Annotated in this window: 17 protein-coding genes and 1 pseudogene; all 18 read right to left on the bottom strand. The window is 70.0% G+C overall.

All coding sequences use genetic code 11. The features are described from left to right. Positions 1-52 precede the first annotated feature (52 nt). On the bottom strand, positions 53-1,165 hold the full coding sequence (locus tag ACFU95_RS19455; protein ID WP_383828821.1) for a pectate lyase: 1,113 nt from the start codon (positions 1,163-1,165) through the stop codon (positions 53-55). 49 nt (positions 1,166-1,214) lie between these two features. Continuing rightward, complete coding sequence (locus ACFU95_RS19450; protein ID WP_383828819.1) at positions 1,215-2,372, bottom strand: dienelactone hydrolase family protein; 1,158 nt, start codon at positions 2,370-2,372, stop codon at positions 1,215-1,217. Beyond that, on the bottom strand, positions 2,359-3,612 hold the full coding sequence (locus ACFU95_RS19445; protein WP_383828817.1) for a polysaccharide lyase family 1 protein: 1,254 nt from the start codon (positions 3,610-3,612) through the stop codon (positions 2,359-2,361). The genes ACFU95_RS19450 and ACFU95_RS19445 overlap by 14 nt, the downstream gene beginning before the upstream one ends. Next, positions 3,605-4,630 (bottom strand): pectinesterase family protein, encoded by a 1,026-nt coding sequence (locus ACFU95_RS19440; RefSeq protein WP_383828815.1) that lies wholly within the window; start codon positions 4,628-4,630, stop codon positions 3,605-3,607. The genes ACFU95_RS19445 and ACFU95_RS19440 overlap by 8 nt, the downstream gene beginning before the upstream one ends. A gap of 1 nt (position 4,631) precedes the next feature. After that, positions 4,632-5,762: a pectinesterase family protein gene (locus ACFU95_RS19435; protein WP_383828813.1), complete on the bottom strand. Its 1,131-nt coding sequence runs from the start codon at positions 5,760-5,762 to the stop codon at positions 4,632-4,634. 102 nt (positions 5,763-5,864) lie between these two features. Then, positions 5,865-7,178: a polysaccharide lyase family 1 protein gene (locus ACFU95_RS19430; protein WP_383828811.1), complete on the bottom strand. Its 1,314-nt coding sequence runs from the start codon at positions 7,176-7,178 to the stop codon at positions 5,865-5,867. Positions 7,179-7,211: 33 nt separating this feature from the next. Then, positions 7,212-8,006 carry a rhamnogalacturonan acetylesterase gene (locus ACFU95_RS19425; RefSeq protein WP_383828809.1) on the bottom strand — a complete coding sequence of 265 codons (795 nt, stop codon included), beginning with the start codon at positions 8,004-8,006 and terminating at the stop codon, positions 7,212-7,214. A gap of 133 nt (positions 8,007-8,139) precedes the next feature. Further along, entirely contained in the window at positions 8,140-9,492 is a 1,353-nt protein-coding gene (locus tag ACFU95_RS19420) for an ABC transporter substrate-binding protein (protein WP_383828807.1), read from the bottom strand. 65 nt (positions 9,493-9,557) lie between these two features. Continuing rightward, a pseudogene (locus ACFU95_RS19415) lies at positions 9,558-11,412 on the bottom strand (pectinesterase family protein). Between the two features lie 94 nt (positions 11,413-11,506). After that, positions 11,507-13,015 carry a family 43 glycosylhydrolase gene (locus ACFU95_RS19410; protein ID WP_383828805.1) on the bottom strand — a complete coding sequence of 503 codons (1,509 nt, stop codon included), beginning with the start codon at positions 13,013-13,015 and terminating at the stop codon, positions 11,507-11,509. Then, on the bottom strand, positions 13,012-13,857 hold the full coding sequence (locus ACFU95_RS19405; RefSeq protein WP_383828803.1) for a PmoA family protein: 846 nt from the start codon (positions 13,855-13,857) through the stop codon (positions 13,012-13,014). The genes ACFU95_RS19410 and ACFU95_RS19405 overlap by 4 nt, the downstream gene beginning before the upstream one ends. Next, positions 13,857-15,014, bottom strand: a complete 1,158-nt coding sequence (locus ACFU95_RS19400; protein ID WP_383828801.1) for a Gfo/Idh/MocA family protein — start codon at positions 15,012-15,014, stop codon at positions 13,857-13,859. Before ACFU95_RS19400 ends, ACFU95_RS19405 begins: the two co-directional genes overlap by 1 nt. Then, positions 15,011-16,285, bottom strand: coding sequence for a polysaccharide lyase family 1 protein (locus ACFU95_RS19395; protein WP_383829039.1), 1,275 nt, complete (start codon positions 16,283-16,285; stop codon positions 15,011-15,013). Before ACFU95_RS19395 ends, ACFU95_RS19400 begins: the two co-directional genes overlap by 4 nt. 17 nt (positions 16,286-16,302) lie before the next feature. Next, entirely contained in the window at positions 16,303-17,199 is an 897-nt protein-coding gene (locus ACFU95_RS19390; RefSeq protein ID WP_383828799.1) for a carbohydrate ABC transporter permease, read from the bottom strand. Further along, positions 17,196-18,131: a carbohydrate ABC transporter permease gene (locus ACFU95_RS19385; RefSeq protein ID WP_383828797.1), complete on the bottom strand. Its 936-nt coding sequence runs from the start codon at positions 18,129-18,131 to the stop codon at positions 17,196-17,198. The genes ACFU95_RS19390 and ACFU95_RS19385 overlap by 4 nt, the downstream gene beginning before the upstream one ends. Before the next feature lie 203 nt (positions 18,132-18,334). After that, positions 18,335-20,080, bottom strand: a complete 1,746-nt coding sequence (gene araD, locus ACFU95_RS19380) for an L-arabinonate dehydratase (protein ID WP_383828795.1) — start codon at positions 20,078-20,080, stop codon at positions 18,335-18,337. Continuing rightward, a complete protein-coding gene (locus ACFU95_RS19375; RefSeq protein ID WP_383828793.1) occupies positions 20,077-20,988 on the bottom strand; it encodes a dihydrodipicolinate synthase family protein in 912 nt (303 codons plus the stop codon). Before ACFU95_RS19375 ends, araD begins: the two co-directional genes overlap by 4 nt. Then, positions 20,985-21,653, bottom strand: coding sequence for a GntR family transcriptional regulator (locus tag ACFU95_RS19370; protein WP_383828791.1), 669 nt, complete (start codon positions 21,651-21,653; stop codon positions 20,985-20,987). The genes ACFU95_RS19375 and ACFU95_RS19370 overlap by 4 nt, the downstream gene beginning before the upstream one ends. Between the last annotated feature and the right edge of the window lie 102 nt (positions 21,654-21,755).

Here is a 21,755-nt window from a genome sequence, read left to right as displayed (position 1 = left end):
CCGATCTTTACCTGCCTCAAGGACGAACGGGCCTCACACTTCCCCGGGCGGATCAGTCCATCGTCGCTCCGATGGTGGTGCTGCCCGTCGTCAGGAACGTCGTCGCGGGCAGGGTCCCGCTCGAACCGCGGGCGTTGTACGTGCTCGACGCGTTGGTGGACCGGAACGCCGGGGTCGATATCCCGGAGTCCCAGTTGTTGCCGGCGGAGACCACCGAGGAGCCCTTGTTCACCTGGCCGCCGCCGTTGCTCACGGCCAGGTTCTTGCCGAGGCGGGCGGCGCCGGTGGCGAAGTAGTAGCCCCACTTGGCGTTGGCGTACGCCGTGGTCCGGTTGATGACGATCGCGCCCTTGTTGCTGTTCTCGGTGAAGCCGTTGCCGGCGTTGTCCCAGGCGGCGGAGTTGTTGATGACGTGGGCCACGGTCTCGCCGTCGCCGCCCAGCTTGTAGCCGTTGCCGTCGCCCGCGAAGGCCGAGTCGGACCAGCGGTTCCTGCCGTTGCCCATGGCCCAGGTGTGCTCGACGGTGACGGGCGAGGAGAAGGACCAGAAGTCCAGACCGTCGTCCGAATTGTTGTAGAGGCGGGCCCCGGTGATGAGGTTGCCGGTGCCGGAGCCGAACTTCACGGCGATGCCGTCGGCGTTCTCACCGTGGTTGGCCGCGTCGTAGTGGCCGTAGGAGTCGATGTTGCGGACGGTGTTGTTGACCGTGCCGTCGCCGGTGAGCGTGAAGCCGGAGTCGCCGCCGTTGATGGTCTTGATGTTGTTCCAGTTGGTGCCGGTGCAGGACTGGCAGACGACCGCGCTGTCCGGGGAGTTCTGGAAGGTGATGTTGGAGACGTTCCAGTAGTCGGCGGTCAGCTTGAGGATCCAGTCGCCGTCGGGGAGGTTCGAGCCGTCGATCTTCACGGTCTCCGAGCCGTACGCGGTGAGCGTGACCGGCGACGACGAGGTGCCGTTGGCGGTGGACTGCAGGGTGGCGGTCGGGTAGCAGGTGCCGCCGCGGACCTGGATGACGGTGCCGGCGGTCGCGTTCTTGAGGGCGTTGGCCAGGTCGGTGGAGTTGCTGACCACCACGGTCGCGGCCTGGGCCTGGGTGGGGAGGACGGCCAGGGAGGCGCCCAGGGTGAGGGCGGCCAGGGAGGCGAGAGCGGTACGACGGGACATGGGGTGCGGATCCTTTCGTCGTACGGTGGGGGGACTCACGGGGGGACGGTCACAGGACGGTGTCGAGCCAGCTGAAGACCTCGTCCTGCATGCGGTCGACGAAGACATGGCCGAGCTCGGGCCAGGTCCTGAGGTGCAACCGCTCCTCGGCGTGGCGGGAGCGCCAGACGGCGCGCAGCTTGTCGTACGCCACGCGGACGCCGCCGGCGGGGAACAGCGGGTCGAGCCCGCCGTCGAAGAAGAGCATCGGCCTGGGTGCGGCGATGCTCGCCACGTCGGGGAAGTCGAGGAACCGGGGAAGCCCCGGGTGGAGCATGTAGTACGACGACTGCCCGCGCAGGGTGTTGTTGCCGGGCACCATCATGTCCTTCAGGCCGGTCATCCAGCAGACGGCGGCGGCCGCCGCGATGTCGTCGGTCAACGCGGCCGTCTGCCAGGCGCGGTAGGCACCCACGGAGAAGCCGAGGGCCGCGACCCGGCGCGCGTCCACGCGGTCGAGGCCCGCCAGGAAGCCGGCGGCACGGGCGTCCTCGCGGGCCATGAGTCCGGCGAGCGAGGAGCCGAGGTTGTAGAAGTTGGAGGCCAGCGCCTGCTGCTGGTCGTAGGCGAGCGGGCCCCGGTCGCCCCAGCCGGGCGCGTCCGCGCACAGGACGACATAGCCACGCCGGGCCAGTTCGTCGCCGACGAACCTGCCGCTGAAGTACGTGTCGGCCCAGGTCCGCGCGGAGGCGAGCCGGGTGTCGTCGTACCAGGGCCGGACGAGCTTCTCCTTGCCGATGTCGAACTTCGCCCCGTGGTCGTGGAGCAGCAGCACGGCGGGGAACGGCCCGGGTCCCCGCGGGGTGAGCAGGGCGGCGCGGACGCGTTCGTGGCGCGTGAGGGAGAGGGTGACCAACTCCCTTGTGCAGACGCCGTCTTGGGGTCCTTCGAGGAATTCCGGGTCGTACGGCGTCCCGTCCTCGCGGTCGACCAGGAGGTGCTCCTCGACCTTGGCGCGGGCCGCGCGCCGCCAGGCCCTGAAGTCGCGCACCGGTGAAGTGCCCCAGGCGAGGGGGAAGTTCAGCTGTGCCTTGAGCGCCGGGTGGAAGTCGGGCAGCGGGCCGTCCACGACCCCGGCCCGCGCGGGACTCACCGCTCCCCCGGCCAGCATGGCCGCGCCTGCGCCCACCACGAACGCCCGTCGCCCGAAGGCGTCATGGCCGCGCATACCGCCTCCCGGTGCCGGCGTGGGTCAGGACGTGGCGCTCGACCGCCGCGGCGGAGGTGAGCGGCCGGTAGTCGTAGACGTCGGCCGGGTCCCAGTCCACGTCGTCGGTCAGTCCGAGGCCGGCGGCCACCGTGTTCAGTCGGGCCGGACGGCCGTTGGCCCAGGAGCCGGTGTCGTGGAAGTGCTCGCCTCCGTAGGGGGCGACGGCGAGGCTGGGGTCGTAGCGGAAGACATTGCGCTCGGAGTGGAGGGCCGACTCGACGCCGACGCCCAGGGCGTAGAGAGGAGTCCGGCCCCGGGACACGTACACGTTGTTGACGACGTGCACCTGTCCGAAGCGGACACGGGGGCCGCGTTGCACGATGTCGGTGAAGAGGTTCCGCAGGAAGGTCACCTTGAGGTGCCCGCGGTCGCGGTCGCCGCGTCCGTCACCCGACCCGATGAGCAGCGCCTTGTCGTGGTCGGTGAACCGGCTGTCGGAGACGGTGATGAAGTCGGAGCCGTCCTCGATGTCCAGCAGCCCGTCGTGGCGCCCGACGCGTTCGCCGTGGAAGCCGGGAGGTGCCGCGCGGTCCGGGAAGCGGCCGTCGGTGAAGGTGCAGTGGTCGATCCAGATGTTCTTGCCGGTGATGACGGTCAGCGCGTCGAAGCGGGCGTTCCAGCTGCCCCGGGTGCCGTCGTCCGGCGACCAGCTGGTGAAGTGGTCGACGGGTGCTTCTAGGTGGAGGTTGCGGACGACGATGTTCGTGCCGGTGTTGACGGTCAGGAAGACCCCGCGGAGGCGGGCGTCGTCGTCGGCGCCGACGAGCGTGGTGTTGCTCGGCACGGTCAGCTGGATCTGCGCCTTCTCCTGGTTGGACCCGGTCTGCCGGAGCTGACGCTGCCGCTTGCAGTAGTCGTGGCGGGTGTCGGACCAGGTGCTGCCGTCCTCGCCGAAGCAGGACATGTACTTCGCGAGGTCGTATCCGGGCGCGTAGTCCTGCTCGCCGAGCAGCGAACCGTCGTCCGCCTCATGGCCGTCGATGTCCCCGACGACCCGGATCACCTTGGGCGCGGTGGGGTCGCCGTCGTTGGCGAGGGCCTCCTTGAGTTCGGCGCGGGTGCGCACCGTCCAGGTCGGGCCGCCCGCCCCGCCGGTGGTGCCGGCGCCCCAGCCGACCGGGGCCCGGTCGGCGGCGGACGCCGGTGCCGGCACCAGCAGCAGAGCCAGCGCTGCGAGTACGGGAGCCGCCCTACGCATGGGGCCGCCAGTCGCCGAGATACGTCCTCTTCGTGTGCGATCCGGCTTCCTCGCAGGCCAGTTGGGGCCGGTTCGCCGGCACGGTGATCGCCGCCCCCGGCCCCGAGTTCCGGAACTCCCGGAACCGCATGGTCTGCCAGGGATGGGTCTCCCGCATGTTGGTGTACGGCGCCGCCGCGTCGATGCCTGGTCCGATCCGGGTGTCCCGCACGACGAGCGAGGGCCACGCGGTCGTCTCGTACGACGGCACCCACGGCCGCGCCAGCTTGTACGCCCCGTCCTCGGCGGCGGAGGTGACGCGGGAGCGGACGGCGAGGATGCCGTACGGGTTGGCGCGGGCGGTGGACGGGGCGAAGACCATGCCCTTGGGGGTGAAGTCCACGTCCCGTGCGAGCGTGTGGAAGTGGCAGTCCTCGAAGACGGCCGTGGCCCGCCCGAAGACGAAGTCGACGTCGCCCTCGATGTAGCAGCGGTGGAAGTACTGCCGGTCGAAGGTGGTGAGCGCGGTGGTCTCGACGAAGAGGGTGTCCTGGTGGGCCAGCAGCCGGACGTTGTCGAAGTGGGTGCGGTCGCCGTAGGTGTAGGACGCCACCGCCTGGGTGCCGGTGATGTCGGGGTGGTCGGCGCGCAGCCAGTCGTTGGCGAGCGTCAGGTCGCGGACCGTGAGGCCGGGGGCCGCCGAGGTGAAGGTGGCGGAGCCCGCGGTGCCGTAGGTGCCCGAGCCGTCGGGCTTCTGGGTGCCGTTGGCGTTGTCGTGGACGATGACGGCGTCACGGGGGTCGCGGGTGGCGCCGCGGATCGTCAACTCGGCTTTCTCGGCCGGGACTTGGACGACCTCGCGATACGTTCCCGGGTGCACGACGATCGTCCGGCCGGGGCCGTCCACGGCGTTGACGGCCGCCTGTACGGAGTCGCCGGGGCGGACGTGCAGCACACGGCGGCCGCTCGCGAAGGCCGGAGTGACGCCTCCCGCGATCAGGCTGCCCGCCGCCCCCGCCAACAGGGTGCGCCTGCGCATGTCAGCACGCCCCCTTCCACGGCTCCCAGTCACCGAGATAGGCCGCGCGGGTGGCGGACCCGGCCTGCTCCCGGGTGAGTTGGGGCCGGTTCTCGGGAACGGTGGCCGCGGCGCCGGGGCCGGTGTTGCGGTATTCGGCGAACCGCTGGTTCTGCCACGGGAAGGCGTCCGACATGTTGGCGTACGGCGCGACCGCGTCGATGCCCGCGCCGAGGTGCGTGTCCCGGACGACGAGCGACGGACGGGCGGTGGTGTCGGAGCTGGGCACCCAGGGCCGGGCCAGCTTGTAGTACGCGTCGGGGGCCTCGCTGCTGACGCGGCTCCTGGTGACCAGGTAGCCGAGCGGGTTGGCGCCCGCGGTGGACGGGGCGAAGACGAAGCCGTACGGGGCGCCGGCCAGGTCGGTGCGGCTCAGGGTGCGGAAGTGGCAGTGCTCGAACACGGAGGTGCCCCGGCCGAAGACGAAGTCGACGTCGCCCTCGACGTAGCAGTGCGAGAAGTACTGGCGGGCGAAGACGGCCAGGGCGGCTGAGTCCGCGTACAGGGTGTCCTGGTGGCCCAGGAAGCGGCAGTGGTGGAAGGCCGAGCGGTCGCCCAGCACCTTGACGGCGACGGCCTGGGTGCCGGATATGCCGGGGTGGTCGGCGCGCAGCCAGTCGTTGGCGAAGGTGATCCAGCGGGCGGTGAAGCCGTCGGGGCGGATCAGGGTGGTGGCCGAGCCGGTGGTGCCGTAGGTGCCGGAGCCGTCGGGCTTGGGGGTGCCGGCGGCGTTGTCGTAGACGATGACGACGTCACGGGGGTCCTCGCTCGCACCGATCCAGGTCAGGTCGGTGGCGGTGGCCGGGGTGGCGACCGTCTCCCGGTAGACGCCCGGGGCCAGGACCAGGGTGTACCCGGCGGTGGTGACCGTGTTCACGGCGGCCTGGACGGTGGTGAAGTCGCCGCCTCCCTGAGCGTCGACGTAGAGCGTGGTCGGGGTCGGGCGGGCGGCCGGGGAACCGAACCGGCCGAAGGGCCGCCGGGCGCCGGCCCGCGCGGGGACGGCCGCGAGGCCGATCGCGGCGCCGGCGCCGAGGCCCGCCGTCAGGAGTCCCCTTCTGGACAGGGGGAGTCGGGGGTGGGGCGAGGACATGCGGGTGCTCCTTGGGGAGTGCGGCTCGTCGGAGAGGTGCCTCGCGTGGGGGTGTGGCGGGCCGGGGCTGCGGGCCCCGGCCCTGCGGGTGGTGCGGCGGGGTCAGTGCAGGCGGCCGGCGCCCGCACAGCGGTTGAGGATCCCCGGCAGCGCCTTGGGGCTGTCGACCTTCGTCCGCAGGGTCGGCTTCCACCCGGCGCCGGACTGGAGGGTCTCCTGCGGGATCTCGGCGTTGTGGACCGCGATGAGGTCCGTCAGCCTGCCGTTGACGTAGTTGTTCTCAGCCGTCAGCGGCGACTCGTTCCACTTCTTGAGGATCTTGCCGACGCTCGCTCCGGCCGGCAGCGAGACGGCGTTGTCGCTGGCGTGGAGCTGCGAGGAGATGCCGACGCCGAAGACGTAGTAGTCGTCCTTCTGCTCCTCGGTCACCACGTAGTGGTTGTTGTAGACGTCGACCTGCCCGAACCGCACGCGCGGCGAGCGCTGGAGGATGCCCTCGAAGCGGTTGTGGTGCATGGTGACCTTGAGCTTGCCGCCGTCGGTGGTGGCGAGACCGTCGCCGTTGCCGATCAGCATGTTCTTGTCGTGGTCCTGGAAGCGGTTCCAGGACACGGTCACGTAGTTGGAGCCGCGCACGATGTCCGTCAGCCCGTCGTGCTGCTGGAAGACCTTGCCGAAGTAGACCGGACGCTCGCTGTCGGGGTAGCGCCCGTCGGTGAACGTGTTGTGGTCGAGCCAGACATGGTCGGTGCCGTAGACGACCACGGCGTCGTACTCGGAGTTCCAGTTGCCGGTCTTGTTGTCGTCGGTCGGGTCCCACTTGGGGAAGCAGTCGAGCGGGGCCTCGATGGTGAGGTTGCGCATGATGACGTTCGAGACGCCCTTGATCTGGAGGCTGCCGCCGAGGATGCCGGAGTTCTCGCCGACGCCGACGATGGTGGTGTTGCTGGGAATGTTGGCCTTGATCTCCGTGTCCTGGTTGGCGGCGGAGGCGACCCGGGCGTCCTCCTGCGGACCGCTGGCGACCTCGTCGTTGCCCCAGACGGCCGGGTCGTAGTCCTTGAGGTACTGCTGGAGGTCGTAGCCGCCGGCGACGAAGGCGTCGCAGCCCTCGGAGACGGCGTCGATCATGCCCTTGACCTTGATGATCTTCGGCGCGTCACCGCCGGCCTTCAGTGCGGCCTTGAACTCGGCCCAGGTGGTGACGGTGTAGACGTGCTCGGCGTCGGCGGCCGACCCACCGGTCGTCCCGGCTCCCTCGGAGCCCCAGCCGTCGTTCGCGCCGAGGACCTGCCGGCCGAGGTCGCGGGGGCCCGCCTGCGCGCTGGTGCCGGTGAGACCGAGAACGAGCGCGGTGCAGCCGATCAGCACAGCGGACTTAGCTGTGACATGCCCATGCCATACATGTGCGTTCATTGTGCGGCTCTCTTTTCTGCGGTTTCGGGGTGGTTACGCGGCGGCCTGCGGCCAGGTGATCCAGGACTCCGGGATCTCGGCGTCGAGCCGGCGCACGTCCCGCGGGCCGAGCACCCGCGTCCGCAGCAGCTCCCGCGCCACGAGACGCGCCACGGCGATCGCGCCCGGCGGATTGAAGTGCGTGTTGTCCTGCTCGGTGGCAGTCCAGTTGAAGTACGTCTTCGTCTCCTCGACCCCGAGCCGCTGCCACAGCGCGAGGGACAGGGCCTGGATGTCGAGCAGCGTGACCCGCTCCTCCCGGGCGAGGGCACGCATCGACGCCGGATAGTCGCCGTGGGTCGGCGCGGCGTTGCCGTCGGCGTCGAACTTCCGCCGCTCGACGGCGGTGGCGAGGACGGGGCGGGCGCCACGGGCACGGGCGCCCTCTATGTACAGCCGCAGATAGTCCTGGTACGTCGTCCAGGGCTCGGTGTACCGGGTGGGGTCGGCGGCCTTCTCGTCGTTGTGCGCGAACTGGATGAGAAGGAGATCGCCGGGCTGGATGGCGGCGAGTACGACATCCAGCCGCCCTTCATCGACGAAGCTCTTGGAACTACGCCCGTTCACGGCGTGATTGGAGACGGGCAGCTGCTTGTGCAGAAAGAAGGGGAGCGCCATGCCCCACCCGGTCTCGGGGGCGGCGTCGGCGTATTTCTGGGCGGCGGTGGAGTCGCCGGCGATGTAGAGAGTGCGGTGGCGCTGCGCTGCTCGGGCGGTACCGGTGGCCGAGAGCGCGAGCGGGGCGGCGGCAAGGGCCGCCACGGTTACCTGTCTACGGGTGAGCGACACGACAGTGCCTTTCAAGCGTGGGGGCGGGCAGCCCCCTGGGGGCGCGGGGCAGTGCTTGATGTGCGGCTGCCGCCGCGTGGGCGCGACCAGCCACGATGAACGCGGCCGGCCACGCGGCAGAGCGACCGAGCTCTCAGCCGTTCCGTTCCGTCCACTCGGCCTGAGCCTCGTTCAGCTGACCGGCCATCGTGTCCAGAAACTCCTTGGCACTCATGTCCCCGTTCAGCACCTTCTGGAAGTTCGGCTCGTTGTCGGCCTTGGAAATGGTGTTCCAGTCAGGCAGGTAGTACGGCAACTGCACAATCGTCGTCGACCCGTCCGTCAACGCGGCGGCGGCCAGCTTCGTGGGCTCCGCCTTGGAGATCCACGCGTCCTTGCCGGCGTCGTTGTTGGACGGCACCTGCCCCGCCGCCTCGTTGAACTTCGAGTTCTCCGCGTGCGACGTGGCGAACTCGATGAACTTCCAGGCGGCCTCCTTGTTCTTGGAACTCTTGAAGATCCCCATCCCGTCAACAGGGTTGGACACCTGGACCCGCTTGCCGGAGGATCCGACCGGCTGCGGAATTCCCCGGAACTTGTCCGTCCCGAGCGCCTTCACATGGTCCTGGTACGACCCCAGGTTGTGGTTCAGCATTCCGATCGTGCCGGAATCCCACTGGGCGACCATCTTGGTGAAGTCGTTGTTGAGGTCGGCGGCCGGAGTGACCTTCTTGTAGAGCGCGGCGTACTTCGCGAGCGCGGCCACGTTCTTCGGGTCGTTGACGGTCGTCTTCTCCCCGCTGGAGTCCCAGAAGGAAGTGATCCCGGACTGCCCGTACATCGCGTCCAGCGCCTGGGCTATGGAACCGGAACCGCCACGGATGGTGTAACCGAACTCGTTCTTCCCGGAGTCGGTCAGCTTCTGCGCGGCCTCGTAGAACTTGTCCCAGGTCGTCGGCTCGTCCAGCCCGGCCTTCTGGAACAGATCGGTGCGGTAGTACAGCACACCGTTGTTCGCGGAGGTGGGAATCGAGTACAGCTTGTCGTCACCGCCGCCGGCGGCCTTCAGCGAGGTGACCATGTCCTCGTTGAGCTTGCCGCTCAGGGACGACTTGGCGAGCCGGTCGTCGAGCGGCTCCAGCGCGTTCTGCGCGCCGAACCCGGCGAGCATCGCCGCGCCGACGCCGCCGACGTCCGGCAGTCCGCCGCCCTGGATGGCGGTGTCCACCTTGGACTGGTAGTCGGTCGACGGGATCCCGACGTACTCGACCTTGATGGCCGGGTTCGCCTTCTCGAAGTCGGCGATGATCTCCTTCCAGATGTCGGTGCGGACACCGCCGTTGTTGTCCCAGAAGACGATCTCTCCCTTGCCGCTGCCCTCGGCGCCGCTGTCTCCGCCACCGCCGCCGCTGCCGTCGTCACCACAGGCGGTGGCGGTCAGGGCGAGGACGGAACCCAGGGCGACGGCCACGGCGGCCCGCCTGCTTCTGCGAATGCTGATCTTCATTGCTCGGCTCTCTTCGTCTGGATCAAGCGCTTCTGGATCGAGTGGGGATATGCGGTTGTGGGGTCTCAGCGGCGCGCGTACGGCGCCCAGCCGTCCGTGCCCCGGAGGTAGTCGGCGACGGTGTGGACCCGCGCGTCGTCGGCACTCATCTGCGGCCGGTCCGCGGTCGGGGCCGCCCCCGGCCCGAGGTTGCGGTACTCCGCGAACCGCGCGTCCTTCCACGAGAACCCGCTCATGTCGGTCCACGGGGAGGACTTGATCGCGGCGGGCAGCCAGGTGGAGCGGTCGGCACCCGTACGACAGCGTTCGACCGCCCGCGAGGCAACACGGAGTAGTCGATCCGGTACAGTTGGCAACACCCGTCAGTGATAGCCAAGTTGACGGACATACCGCCGGGCTGGTGGATGTGGCCTGTGGAGCGAACGTAAGACCGTTGGGCGGCACACCGTCCCTTGCACATACGTGGACGGCAGGTCGCTGTGAAGCAGGAAGCCGAGTCAGCGATGACCGGCGCCTCGTTTCCGGCGAGGTCAGGCCAAGAGGGTGTCCTGGTTGCACCTACCCACTGGCCATGGGGGCGCCTCATCGGGGCGCCCCCATGGCCAGCGTCTGCTCCCTGCTCAGCTCGTACGCGGCCTCGCGGGCGGTGACGTCGTGCGCGGCGATCCGGACCGTCGCGCTCCCCGTCGAACCGCCGTACGCGGCGGGCGTGTCGAAGACGATGACGGTGTCGGACCGGTCCTCGCCGGTCCCCCGCAGCACGAGGTTCGGCTTGCTCGCGGGGATGAACACCTTCTCGCGATACGTCCCCGGAGCCACCGCGATCGTGACCGGCACGGCGTTCTGGTCGGGCACGGCGTCCACGGCGGCCTGCACCGTCGGGTAGTCGGCGGGGACACGCAGGGTCGTGCCGATCCGCGCTTGCGGTCCGGAGAACTTCCTCACCAGCGCCGGTACGGCCGCGGCCGGGTCGAGCCGGTAGTCGTAGAACGCGCGCGGGTCGAAGGCCGTCCCCCAGGCGTCCTGCCGTCCGCTGACGTTCTTCAGGATCGAGCCGCGCTGCACGAGTTCGGCGGTGGCGTCGGCCTGGTAGGGGTGCTGGACACCGTCGTAGTAGCTGTTCTCGATGACCATCCTGGTCTTTCCGCGCGACCAGTTCCCGTACGTCCACGTCGGGTCGCCGTCGGCCACCTGCGCGGAGAGGTAGTTGTTGTAGAGGTGGGCGTAGGCGCAGTTGTCGGCGGAGGGGTTGCGCTGCTTCGTTCCCGTGAACCAGTTGTGGTCGATCGTGATCTCCGTCTGGACGTTGGTGGTCCAGCCGATCCCGAACGCCTTGTTGTGGTGCGTGAACTGGTTGTAGGAGACGGTGATGTACCGGCTGTCCTTGCGGATGTCGAGCAGTCCGTCGCCCATGTGCGTGAAGCGGTTGTGGTCGATCCAGACGTGGTCGACGGTGTCCATCTGGAGGGCGTCGAAGTCGGTGGTCTTGCCGTCCCAGTCGCCCTCGACATAGGAGTCGCGGATCGTCAGGTTGCGGATGATGACGTTGCTCGTGCCGGGGTTGAGGTGCAGTTCGCCGTGGACGATCTCGCCGGTGTCGCCGACGCCGATGAGGGTCTTGTTCGAGGTCACGACGATGTCCGAGCCGAACGGCTGGACGGCGATCGCCCCTGACACCCGGATGACGTACGGCTCTTCGGCCGCCGCGTACTTCACGAGCTGGGCCTGGTCGGTGACGGTCACGACCTTGCCGCCGGCGCCGCCGGTGGTCCCGCCGGCCAGGGAGGCGAAGCCGTGCGGCTGATCGGTCCAGCGGTCGGCGGACGAGACGGCGGGGCCGGCCGGGGCGGGGGTCGCGCCCTGTGCCTCACCGACCGACCCGAGGCACAGGGCGGCCACCAGGCCGAGTACGGCGGCCATGACCCTGCCGTGGCCGGGTCTCGCGTTCCCCGGTGTCGGCAAGCGCTTGCTACGGAGGTGCGTCATTGCGGCTCCCAACAGGCGTGCGGGTGGGTTACAAGGGGGTGATCCGGAACGTCGTGAAGGTCGCGGCGCCGGCGTGTCCCGGGCCGGCGGGCGCGAGGGCGAACAGGCCGAGCAGGGCGCCGACCCAGCGCCAGGGGGTGGCCGCGAAGACGGGGCCGGACGGGTACATGCCCTCCCCCACGTCGTGGAAGAACCGGCAGCGCGCCCCCGCCCCGATCTCGATCCGCAGCCGGACGCGCCCCCGCGGGGCGGGCCGCGCGTGTTCGGCGTCCCGTTCCCGCTCCGCGACCGCCTCCGCGAACCGGTGCACGACGTGCACCTCCCCGTCCGTGCCCCGCTGGAGCCCGATCCAGCTGAACGCGTCCCCGAGCACCGCGAGGCCCGCCCGCGCCCCCGGCTCCTCGCTGTCCAGCCGTAGTTCCACCTCCACCGCGCAGGGCGTGCCCGGCAGTCGCTGGGTGAGGTTGTTCGGCAGTCTGCGCAGGTCGTGGGCGTCGGCCGAGCGGACGCAGGCCAGTTTCAGGCCGTCGCCGGAGTGCTGGGTGGCCCAGCCGTCCCGCGGGGTGGCGGTCCAGGACCACTGGCGGCCGAAGCGTCCGCCGGGGAAGTCGTCGTCGGTGGCGGGCGCGGCGGGCGGCTGCGGCGGCAGGTCGGGCCTGCGGTGTACGGCGACGGGGGCGCCGTCGTCGCCCAGCACCGGCCAGCCGTCGCTGCCCCAGCGCATCGGCTGGAGGTGGACGACCCTGCCGTACGCGCCCCGCTGCTGGAAGTGCAGGAACCAGTCCTCGCCGGAGGGGGTACGTACCCAGCCGCCCTGGTGCGGTCCGTTGACGTCGGTGTCCTGCTGTTCGAGGACGCTCCTCTCCTCGTAGGGCCCGAAGAACTCACGGGAGCGGAAGGCGCCCTGCCAGCCGGTCTCCACTCCTCCGGCGGGCGCGAGAATCCAGAACCAGCCGTCGTGCCGGTAGAGCTTGGGTCCTTCGAGGGTGAACCAGCCGGGGATCCGGTCGCCGTCGACGATCAGCTTGCCCTCGTCGAGGAGTTCGGTGCCGTCGGGGTGCATACGGTGGCCGGTGAGGCGGTTCTTCACGCCCGACCGGGACTTGGCCCAGGCGTGCACGAGGTAGGCCTCGCCGGTCTCGTCGTCCCACAGGGGGCAGGGGTCGATGAGGCCCTTGCCCTGCTTCACCAGGTGGGGGCGAGTCCAGGGGCCGCGGATCTCGGGGGCGTTGACCTGGAAGATGCCCTGGTCGGGGTCGCCCCAGAAGATCCAGAAGCGGTCGTCGTGGTGGCGCAGAGAAGGGGCCCAGACCCCGCAGTCGTGACGCGGGACCGCGAACTCCTCGGCCGGTTCGAGGTGGTCGACGGCGTGGCCGACCAGGGTCCAGTTGACGAGGTCCCGGGAGTGCAGCAGGGGCAGGCCCGGGGCGCGGCCGAAACTGGAGGCGGTGAGGTAGAAGTCGTCGCCGACGCGGACGACGTCCGGGTCGGACCAGTCGGCGTCGAGGACGGGGTTGGTGTACGTCTCGGCGGTCACGGGCTCACCGCCTTGCGGACCAGGGCCGCCACTTCGAGCCGGCTGATCCGGCCGTCGGCGACGACGGTGACGATCCGGCGGACGGCGGTCTCGCCGGGCGGGATCGGCAGCCGTTCCTCGGCGGCGAGGGAGGAGCCGACGCCGGGGTACTCCCCGGCGCGCACGAACCACGGGTCCCGGCGGGTCTGTTCGGTGGCCCCGGCGAAGACCAGGGTCCAGGTGGAGCCCGTGAGCGCCACCCAGGGGGCGCGGGTGCCGTGGATCTCCCACTCGCCCTCGCGGTCGACGGTGAACACGTCCGGCGCCGACTCCTCCTTGCGGGCCCGCCAGAAGAACCCGCCGTACGCGGCGCCGGGGCGCCCGTTGGTGGCGGGGCTGCCGATGGACAGCGGGCCGGAGGTGACGTTGGTCAGGGAGAAGGTGAAGTCCAGCGCCCAGGCGAAGTCGGTGAGTTCGGTGGCCGCGACCGTACGGCGCTCACGCAGCAGCTCGGCGCCGGACGCCACCCAGCGCAGTTCCTCGACGAAGCCGTCGGGGTCGCGCAGTTGGAAGGAGGTGTGCCGCTGGGCGCCGTGGTTGTCCAGTTCGGTCGGGCCCTGGTCGCGGACGTAGGTGCGTCCGCCCCAGAAGTTGGACCCCTCGACGTCGGGAACGGCGACACCGACGCCGAGGTGGTGTATGTGGTCGGCGGGGCTGAGTTCGGTGACCGCCGTGCCGGCCAGGGTGGTGACGGGATGCAGATAGGGGCGTGGGGAGAGCCGGGGCGGCAGTTCGGGCCGGGTGACGTACCGGCCGACGGGGCGGCCCGCGACGCGCAGCACCGCGGTGTCGTGGGGGGTCATCAGGTGCTCACCTCTTTCGTTCTCGCCGGCAGCGCCCAGGCGGCGCCCAGCTCGGAGTAGAGGGCGAGGGTGTCGGCGGCGGCCGCGACCAGGCCGTCGATGCCGGGCACGATCCGGCGCTGCTCGTCGGGGAGCAGGTGCCAGGTCCCGTCCGGCAGCGGGGCCGGGTCCGGGGCGAGTCGAATCGCCTCAACGACCTTCATGAAGGCGCCGGTCGCGTCGGGTGTGACCAGCAGCTCGGCGCCTTCGGTGAGGTGCTCGACGAGGTTCTCCAGGAGGTCCGTGCGGTCGTGGTCGAACTCCTCGGGGCCGTGGCCCGCGCGCTGGAGCAGGACGCGGTCCTGCTTGTACCAGAAGGTGATCCGGCCGTGTTCGCCGTGGACGACGACGTACGGCTCGTCCGGGTCCTCGGCGCACAGGGTCGCGGCGACGACGACCTGGGGGCCGGCCGCGGTGGTGACGCGGACGCAGGAGGTGTCGTCGGACTCGATGTCGTTGGCGCGCAGCAGTTCGGTCTCGATGGCGGTGACGTCCTCGGCGTGCACCGTGCCGCCCAGCGCGAGGGCGGTGGCGACGGCGTGCGCGAGCGGGTTGGTCAGCACTCCGTCGATGACGTCGACGCCGTTCAGGCGCCGCTTGCCCGCCCAGGGCGCCCGCCGGTAGTACGCCTCGGGACGCGCCCAGGCTCCGGCTCCGCCGATTCCGACGATCTCACCGATCGCGCCCTCGGCCATCAGCTCCCGGATCGCGGGCACCGCGCGCGAGCCCAGCGACTGGAAGCCGATCTGGCAGACGACCCCGGCCTCGGCGACCCCGTCGGCCATGCGCCGGAACTCGGCGTACGACGGGGCGGGCGGCTTCTCCAGCAGGAGGTGCACGCCCCGGCGGGCGGCCGTCAGGGCCAGGTCGGTGTGGGTCGGGATGGGCGTGCAGATCACCGCGACACTCGCGCCGGTGGAGTCGAGGAGGGCACCGAAGTCGGCGGACTGCTCGGGCGTTCCCAGGCCGGCCGGAAGCTCGTCCGCGCTCAGCGGGGTCAGCTCGCAGATCCCCGCCAGCCGGACGACGCCCTTGTCCTGGAGCCGGCGGATGTTGTCCAGGTGCCAGCGGCCGTGGCCGCGTGCGCCCGCCAGGACGATGGGTACGGCAGTGCTCATGGGATCCTCCCTGCGCCCGCGCCGCGTGCCACCTCACGGTCGGCCGTGGCGGCGCTGTCGATCTTTGTGTGCAGGGTAGGTGTCCAGCCGACGTCAGCCGTGAGATCACGCTCGCTGCCGGAGTTGTAGGCGTTGTAGATGGCCAGCAGGTCCACCGGATAGCCGTTGAAGAGGGTGCCGGACTGGTGGAAGGCGGTGCCGTTCCAGCTCTTCACCAGGTCGGCGACCTCGATGTGTCCGGGAGTGGTGAAGGCGTTGTTCTCGGCGTGGACGGCGGACTCGGTCGACACGCCCACGGAGTAGCGGTAGTCGTACGCGTCGGCCGGGACGACGTACCGGTTGTTGTAGAGGTGCACCTGCCCGAAGCGGACGCGGGGCGCGCGCTGGACCACGGACTCGAACTCGTTGTGGTGCAGCGTGACCCGCAGCCTGCCCCGGTCCCCGGTCGCGGTGTCACCGTTGCCGATGAGGATCGCCTTGTCGTGGTCGGCGAACCGGCTCCAGGAGACGGTGACCAGGTCGGAGGCGTTGGTGATGTCCAGCAGGCCGTCGTGGCGGAGGTAGTTGCGGCCGAAGTAGGTGGGTTCCCCATGGTCCGGATGCCCCTTGTCGCTCAGGGACACATGGTCGATCCACACATGGGTGGCGCCGCGCAGCCATATGTTGTCGTACGCCGTCTTCCAGTCGCCGAGGCCGCCTGTGTTGGGCTGCCACACAGGGAAGCAGTCGTAGGCGTCGCGCAGTTCCAGGTTGCGGACGATGACGTTGTCCGCGGCCTTGAGCTGGAGGCTCGCGCCCTTCAGCACGGCCTTGTCGCCGAGTCCGACCAGGGTGGTGTTGGAGCCGACGGCCAGCTCGATCCGCTCGGCCTGCCGGGCCGCGGATGCCTGGCGGGCCTCCTCCTGCGGGCCGCTGGGCTTGGCGGAGCCCCAGGTGCGGGGGTCGTAGGCGGCCAGGTACTTCCTGGTGCCGTAGCCGTCGGTGGCGTAGTCGGCGCAGTCCAGGTGGTCGCCGTCGTCGTCGGTGTTGGCGTCGATGGTGCCGGCGATCCTGATGATCTTCGGGGTGGCGCTGCCACCGTCGAGGGCGCGGACCAGCTCACCCCGGTTGCGTACGGTGAAGACGTGGGCGTCGTCGGCGGTGGAACCCCCCGTGGTACCACCGTCGGCCGCCGCCCAGCCGTCGTTCGGGGCGAGGGTGTCGCGGCTGACGTCGCGGCCGTCGTCGGCGTGGGCCGGTACGCAGAACAGACCCAACAGGGCTGCCGCCATGGTGACCTGACGCAGTCTCATCCCTTCACCGCCCCCGCGCTGAAGCCCGTGATCAGCCACTTCTGGATGAAGGCGAAGACGATCACGACGGGTACGGCCGCGATGATGCCGCCCGCGGCGAGCGCGCCCAGGTCGACGCTGTCCGCGCCCATCAGGGTGTTCAGCCCGACCGGGATGGTCTGCTTCTCCTGGTTGTTGAGGAACATCAGGGCGAACAGGAAGTGGTTCCAGGAGTGCACGAAGGCGAAGGAGCCGACGGCGATCAGACCGGGCCGCAGCAACGGCAGGACGACGATCCTGAAGGCCGTCATCCGGTTGCAGCCGTCGACCCAGGCCGCCTCCTCCAGGGTGTACGGCACGTTCTTGATGAAGTTGCTGATCAGGATCATCGACAGCGGTAGCTGGAAGACGGTCTCGGCGATGATGACGCTGCCCAGCGAGTTGATCATCTGGAGCTCGGCGAAGATCTCGAACAGCGGGACCAGGAGCAGCGCGCCCGGTACGAACTGGGAGCACAGCAGGGCGAGCATGAAGGCTCGCTTGATCTTGAAGTTGAAGCGTGCGAGGGCGTAGCCGCCGGCCAGGGCGACCAGGGTCGTCATCAGCAGGGTGACGACACCGACGAGCACGCTGTTCTGGAAGTACGTCCCGAAGCTCCGCTCCGTCCAGACCTTCTCGAAGTGGTCGAAGGTCATCGGCCAGGGCACGAGCGAGGTCGAGCCGGCCGGGCGCAGCGAGAACAGCAGGATCCAGTAGAAGGGGATCAGGGTGAAGACCAGGTAGATCGACAGCGGGAGGTAGATCTGCCAGCGGGGAACCTCGTCCCAGGAAACGTTCTTCTTCGCCGGACGCGGCGGTTCGGGGGCGGCGCGCACAGGCGCGGGCGCGGCCTTGGTGGCTTCCTTCACGCTCACTTGTCCTCACCTCCGAACTTGCTCAGGCGCAGATAGACCATCGAGCAGAAGAGCAGGATCACGAACGCGACCGTGGTCAGGGCGGACGCGTAGCCGAAGTTGTGCGCGTCGACGCTGGTGTTGGCGATGTAGAGGGGCAGGGTCGTGGTGACTCCCGCGGGGCCGCCGCCGGTCAGCGTGTAGAGCAGGTCGACGTTGTTGAACTCCCACACCGCGCGCAGCAGCGTGGACAGGACGATCGCGTCCTTCAGATGGGGCAGCGTGATGTGCCAGAACTGCTTGATCCGGCTTGCCCCGTCGACCTCGGCGGCCTCGTACAGGTCCTTCGACACGGACTGGAGGTCGGCGAGGATGAGGATCGCGAAGAACGGCACGCCGCGCCACAGGTCGGCGACGACCGCCGCCGAGAACACCGTGGAGGTGTCCGACAGCCAGCTGGTGCCGTAGGAGCCGATGCCCACATCCGCGAGGTAACGGGTGATGCCCGTCTGGGAGTTGTAGAGCAGCACCCAGATCGCCGAGGTCAGCACGCCGGAGACGGCCCATGGGGAGAAGACGAGCGCTCGGCCCAGCGCACGCCCCGCGAACGTCTGGTTGACGATCAGCGCGAGCGCGAGCCCGAACAGCAGCTGGAGTCCGACCTCGACGAACACCCACTGGGCGCTGAAGACCAGCGTGTCCCAGAACAGCGGGTCCTCGGTGAAGGCGTGGACGAAGTTGTCGAGGCCCGCGAAGCCGTTCCGCCATGGTTTGGTGGGGTTGTAGTCCTGGAGGCTGTAGTAGAAGACGCTGATCACCGGATAGGCGATGAAACCCAGCATGAGCAGGGCCGCCGGGGCGATCAGCAGATACGGGAGCCTGCGCGGCGTGGCGGAGGCACGGCGTCGCCGGGGTGGCGCGGGCGGTTTCGCCACGGCTGCGGCTTGGGCCATGACTGGTCTCCGTTCTTGGTACGTCGTGCGTGCGGCTTGCTTTCGTGGTGCAGGAAGCGCTTTCTCGATGGGTGGAGGTCGCCCGGATCGCGATACGGGGTGCCTCGCGTGGTTGTGTGGCGGCTGCGGGTGCGCTTGTGCTTGTCGCGCCCACGTGGCAGAGCCGCATATTGATACAGCCCCGCGTCCCTGGGTGGGACCGGTCAACCGGCGTACGGATCTGAGACCTTGCCCGGCCGTGCCAGGAACTCGAAGTCGCAGCCGGTGTTCGCCTGAGTGATCTGGTCGTTGTAGAGCGCGCCGTAGCCGCGCTCGTAGCGGACGGGCGGTGGGGTCCACTCGGCCCTGCGGCGCTCCAACTCCTCGTCGTCCACGTCGAGTTGGAGGACCCGAGCCTCGACGTCCAGGGTGATCGAGTCCCCCGTCCGCACCAGGGCCAGCGGGCCGCCGATGTACGACTCGGGTGCCACGTGCAGCACACACGCGCCGTAACTCGTACCGCTCATCCGGGCGTCGGAGATCCGCACCATGTCCCGTACGCCCTGCTTCAGCAGATGGTCGGGGATCGGCAGCATGCCGTACTCGGGCATGCCCGGACCGCCCTTGGGGCCGGCGTTGCGCAGCACCAGCACACTATCGGCGGTGACGTTCAGCGACGGGTCGTCGATGGTCCGCTGCATCGTCTTGTAGTCGTCGAAGACGACCGCGGAACCGGTGTGCTTGAGCAGGTGCCGCTCGGCCGAGATGTGCTTGATGACGGCGCCGTCCGGGCAGAGGTTCCCGCGCAGCACGGCCACCCCGCCCTCACCGGCGACCGGGTTGTCGCGGGTGCGGATGACGTCGTCGTTGTGCACGACGGCGCCCTGGAGCTGCTCCCGCAGGGTGCCGCCCACGGTCGGCCGGTCCAGGTGGAGCAGGTCGGTGATCCGCGAGAGGAAGGCGGGCAGGCCGCCGGCGAAGTGGAAGTCCTCCATGAGGTACGTCTGTCCGCCGGGCCGCACGTTGGCCAGTACCGGGACCGTGCGGGCGATGCGGTCGAAGTCGTCGAGGGTGAGCGGCACTCGGGAGCGTCCCGCCATCGCGATCAGATGGATCACCGCGTTGGTGGAGCCGCCGAGCCCGAGCACCGTGGTGACGGCGTCCTCGAAGGCCTCGCGGGTGAGGATCTCGGACGGCTTGAGCCCGGTCCACGCGAGCTCGACGGCCCGGCGCCCGGAGGCGGCGGCCATCCGCTCGTGCCCGGAGTCGACGGCCGGTATCGAGGAGGCGCCCGGCAGCGTCATGCCCAGTGCCTCCGCCGCCGCGGTCATCGTGGACGCGGTCCCCATGGTCATGCAGTGGCCCGGCGAACGCGCCAAACCGCCCTGGAGTTCCCGGAGTTCGCAGTCCGTCAGGTTGCCCGCGCGGTGCTCGTCCCAGTACTTCCACATGTCGGTGCCGGACCCGAGGGTCTCACCGCGCCAGTGCCCCGGCAGCATCGGCCCCGCGGGCACGAAGATCGACGGTACGTCGGCCGAGACCGCGCCCATGAGCAGCGCCGGCGTCGACTTGTCGCAGCCCCCGAGCAGCACCGCCGCGTCGATCGGGTACGACCGCAGCAGCTCCTCCGTCTCCATCGCGAGCAGGTTGCGGTAGAGCATCGGGGTCGGCTTCTGGTACGTCTCCGAGAGCGTGGAGACCGGGAACTCGAGCGGGAAGCCCCCGGCCTGCCACACCCCCCGCTTGACCGCCTCTGCACGCTCGCGCAGATGGACGTGGCAGGGGTTGATGTCGGACCAGGTGTTGAGGACGGCGATCACCGGGCGGCCCCGGTACTCCTCCGCCTCGTAGCCCAGCTGGCGCATGCGGGCGTTGTGCGACCAGGTGCGCAGCTGGCCCTCGGTGCCGTACCACTGATGGCTTCTGAGCTCTTCGGGGCGCTTCCTGCCGGTGCTCCTCGCGTCGGTCATATGGACCACCCGGCGGCGAGGGCGGCGACCTCGGCGCGCTCGTCCTCGGGCAGGTGCCGGCTCGGCGGACGGACGTCGCGGCGGCACAGGCCGAGGGAGGCGAGGGCCTCCTTGACGACGGTGACGTTGTTGGCGGAGCCGTTCGCGGCGCGCAGCTCCTCGAAGCGGCGGATCTGCTCCCAGACCTTCATGGCGGCCGGGAAGTCACCGGATCGAAGCGCTTCGATCATGTTCAGCGAAACGGAGGGAGCGACGTTCACGAGTCCCGAGGTGAAGCCGGTGGCGCCCGCGGAGAAGTACGAGGGGGCGTAGGGCTCGGCGAGCCCGGCGACCCAGACGAAGCGCTCCAGCCCCGCGTCGCGGGCGAAGGCGGCGAACCTGGCGGCGTCCGGGACGGCGTACTTCACGCCGATGACGTTCGGGCAGTCGTCGGCGAGTTCGGCCAGGCGCGCGCCGCCGAGCCGGTCGTTGCGGATGTACGGGACGACGCCGAGTTCGGGCACGGCCGCGGCGATGGCGCGGTGGTAGTCGACCCAGCCGCTCTGGGAGACGTACGGGTGGACGGGCTGGTGCACCATCACCATCTGGGCGCCGAGATCGCGGGCGTGCCGGGCGGTGGCGATGGCGGTGGGCACGTCGTGGCCGACGCCGACGAGGACGGCGGCGTCGCGGTCACGGGACTCGTCGACGGTCAACTCGGTGACGAGACGGCGCTCCTCGGGGGTGAGGGCGTAGAACTCGCCGGTGTTGCCGTTGGGGGTGAGGGTGGTGATGCCCCCGTCGAGCAGCCGGCGCAGCAGGGCCCGGTGGGCGTCCTGGTCGACGCTGCCGTCCTCGGCGAACGGGGTCACCGGGATCGCCACCACGTCGGCCAGGGCCGTCCGCTGGGTCTCGAACGTCGTGGTCATGCCGGACCGTCCTCTCCCTGGGCCTCGACCTCCGCGTCGGGGAAGGCCCGTTGCACGAACGACGCGATGTGGGCGTGCAGGGCGCGCGCGGCGCCGTCCGCGTCGCCCTCCAGCGCGAGCCGCAGGATCTCCCGGTGCTCGCCGGCCTCCCGTTCCCAGGAGGGCGAGGCGGCCCAGGCGACCGCCGAGACGAGGGCGGCCTGGTCGCGGACCTCGTCGAGCATCCGGCCGAGCAGCGGATTGCCGCACGGCAGGTAGAGGGCACGGTGGAACTCCCGGTTGGCCAGCGAGCGTTCCGCGGTGTCGCCGGCCGCGTCGGCGCGGGTCAGGGCGTCACGGGCGGCGGCGAGGGAGGCACCTCGCTTCACGGCCCGCTTGAGCGCCTCAGGTTCGAGGAGGAGCCGCACGTCGTAGACCTCGCGCGCCATGTCCGCGTCCACCATGCGCACCGTGACGCCCTTGTACTGGCTCATCACGACCAGCCCGGTCCCGGCCAGCGTCTTGAGCGCCTCGCGGACCGGGGTCTTCGACACCCCGAACTGCGCGGCGAGCTCGGTCTCGACCAGGGCCTGACCGGGCGTCAACTGCCCGGTGAGGATGCGGCGTTTGATCTCCTCCAGCACGAACTGCGTGCGCGAGGGGATCGGCGTGGGCACAGAGGTCATGCGCGCCTCTCGGATCTTCGCGGGATGACTCTCGCGTATGGGATCTCACGTATCGCGTCTCATATATGACGTACGAAGTACGACGCGATGAAGGTAAGAGGG

The sequence above is a fragment of the Streptomyces sp. NPDC057623 genome, assembly GCF_042800355.1.
Lineage (GTDB): Bacteria > Actinomycetota > Actinomycetes > Streptomycetales > Streptomycetaceae > Streptomyces.
The sequence above is the reverse complement of the archived record's forward strand: the minus strand, read 5'-3'. Positions and strand labels throughout refer to the sequence as shown.

Coding starts and splice junctions, on each gene's coding strand:
- ACFU95_RS19445 (WP_383828817.1), bottom strand. CDS start 3,612: ATGCGTAGGGCGGCTCCCGTACTCGCAGCGCTGGCTCTGCTGCTGGTG.
- ACFU95_RS19375 (WP_383828793.1), bottom strand. CDS start 20,988: ATGACCACGACGTTCGAGACCCAGCGGACGGCCCTGGCCGACGTGGTG.
- ACFU95_RS19395 (WP_383829039.1), bottom strand. CDS start 16,285: ATGGCGGCAGCCCTGTTGGGTCTGTTCTGCGTACCGGCCCACGCCGAC.
- araD (WP_383828795.1), bottom strand. CDS start 20,080: ATGACCGACGCGAGGAGCACCGGCAGGAAGCGCCCCGAAGAGCTCAGA.
- ACFU95_RS19370 (WP_383828791.1), bottom strand. CDS start 21,653: ATGACCTCTGTGCCCACGCCGATCCCCTCGCGCACGCAGTTCGTGCTG.
- ACFU95_RS19455 (WP_383828821.1), bottom strand. CDS start 1,165: ATGTCCCGTCGTACCGCTCTCGCCTCCCTGGCCGCCCTCACCCTGGGC.
- ACFU95_RS19440 (WP_383828815.1), bottom strand. CDS start 4,630: ATGCGCAGGCGCACCCTGTTGGCGGGGGCGGCGGGCAGCCTGATCGCG.
- ACFU95_RS19405 (WP_383828803.1), bottom strand. CDS start 13,857: ATGACCCCCCACGACACCGCGGTGCTGCGCGTCGCGGGCCGCCCCGTC.
- ACFU95_RS19435 (WP_383828813.1), bottom strand. CDS start 5,762: ATGTCCTCGCCCCACCCCCGACTCCCCCTGTCCAGAAGGGGACTCCTG.
- ACFU95_RS19430 (WP_383828811.1), bottom strand. CDS start 7,178: ATGAACGCACATGTATGGCATGGGCATGTCACAGCTAAGTCCGCTGTG.
- ACFU95_RS19450 (WP_383828819.1), bottom strand. CDS start 2,372: ATGCGCGGCCATGACGCCTTCGGGCGACGGGCGTTCGTGGTGGGCGCA.
- ACFU95_RS19385 (WP_383828797.1), bottom strand. CDS start 18,131: ATGGCCCAAGCCGCAGCCGTGGCGAAACCGCCCGCGCCACCCCGGCGA.
- ACFU95_RS19400 (WP_383828801.1), bottom strand. CDS start 15,014: ATGAGCACTGCCGTACCCATCGTCCTGGCGGGCGCACGCGGCCACGGC.
- ACFU95_RS19420 (WP_383828807.1), bottom strand. CDS start 9,492: ATGAAGATCAGCATTCGCAGAAGCAGGCGGGCCGCCGTGGCCGTCGCC.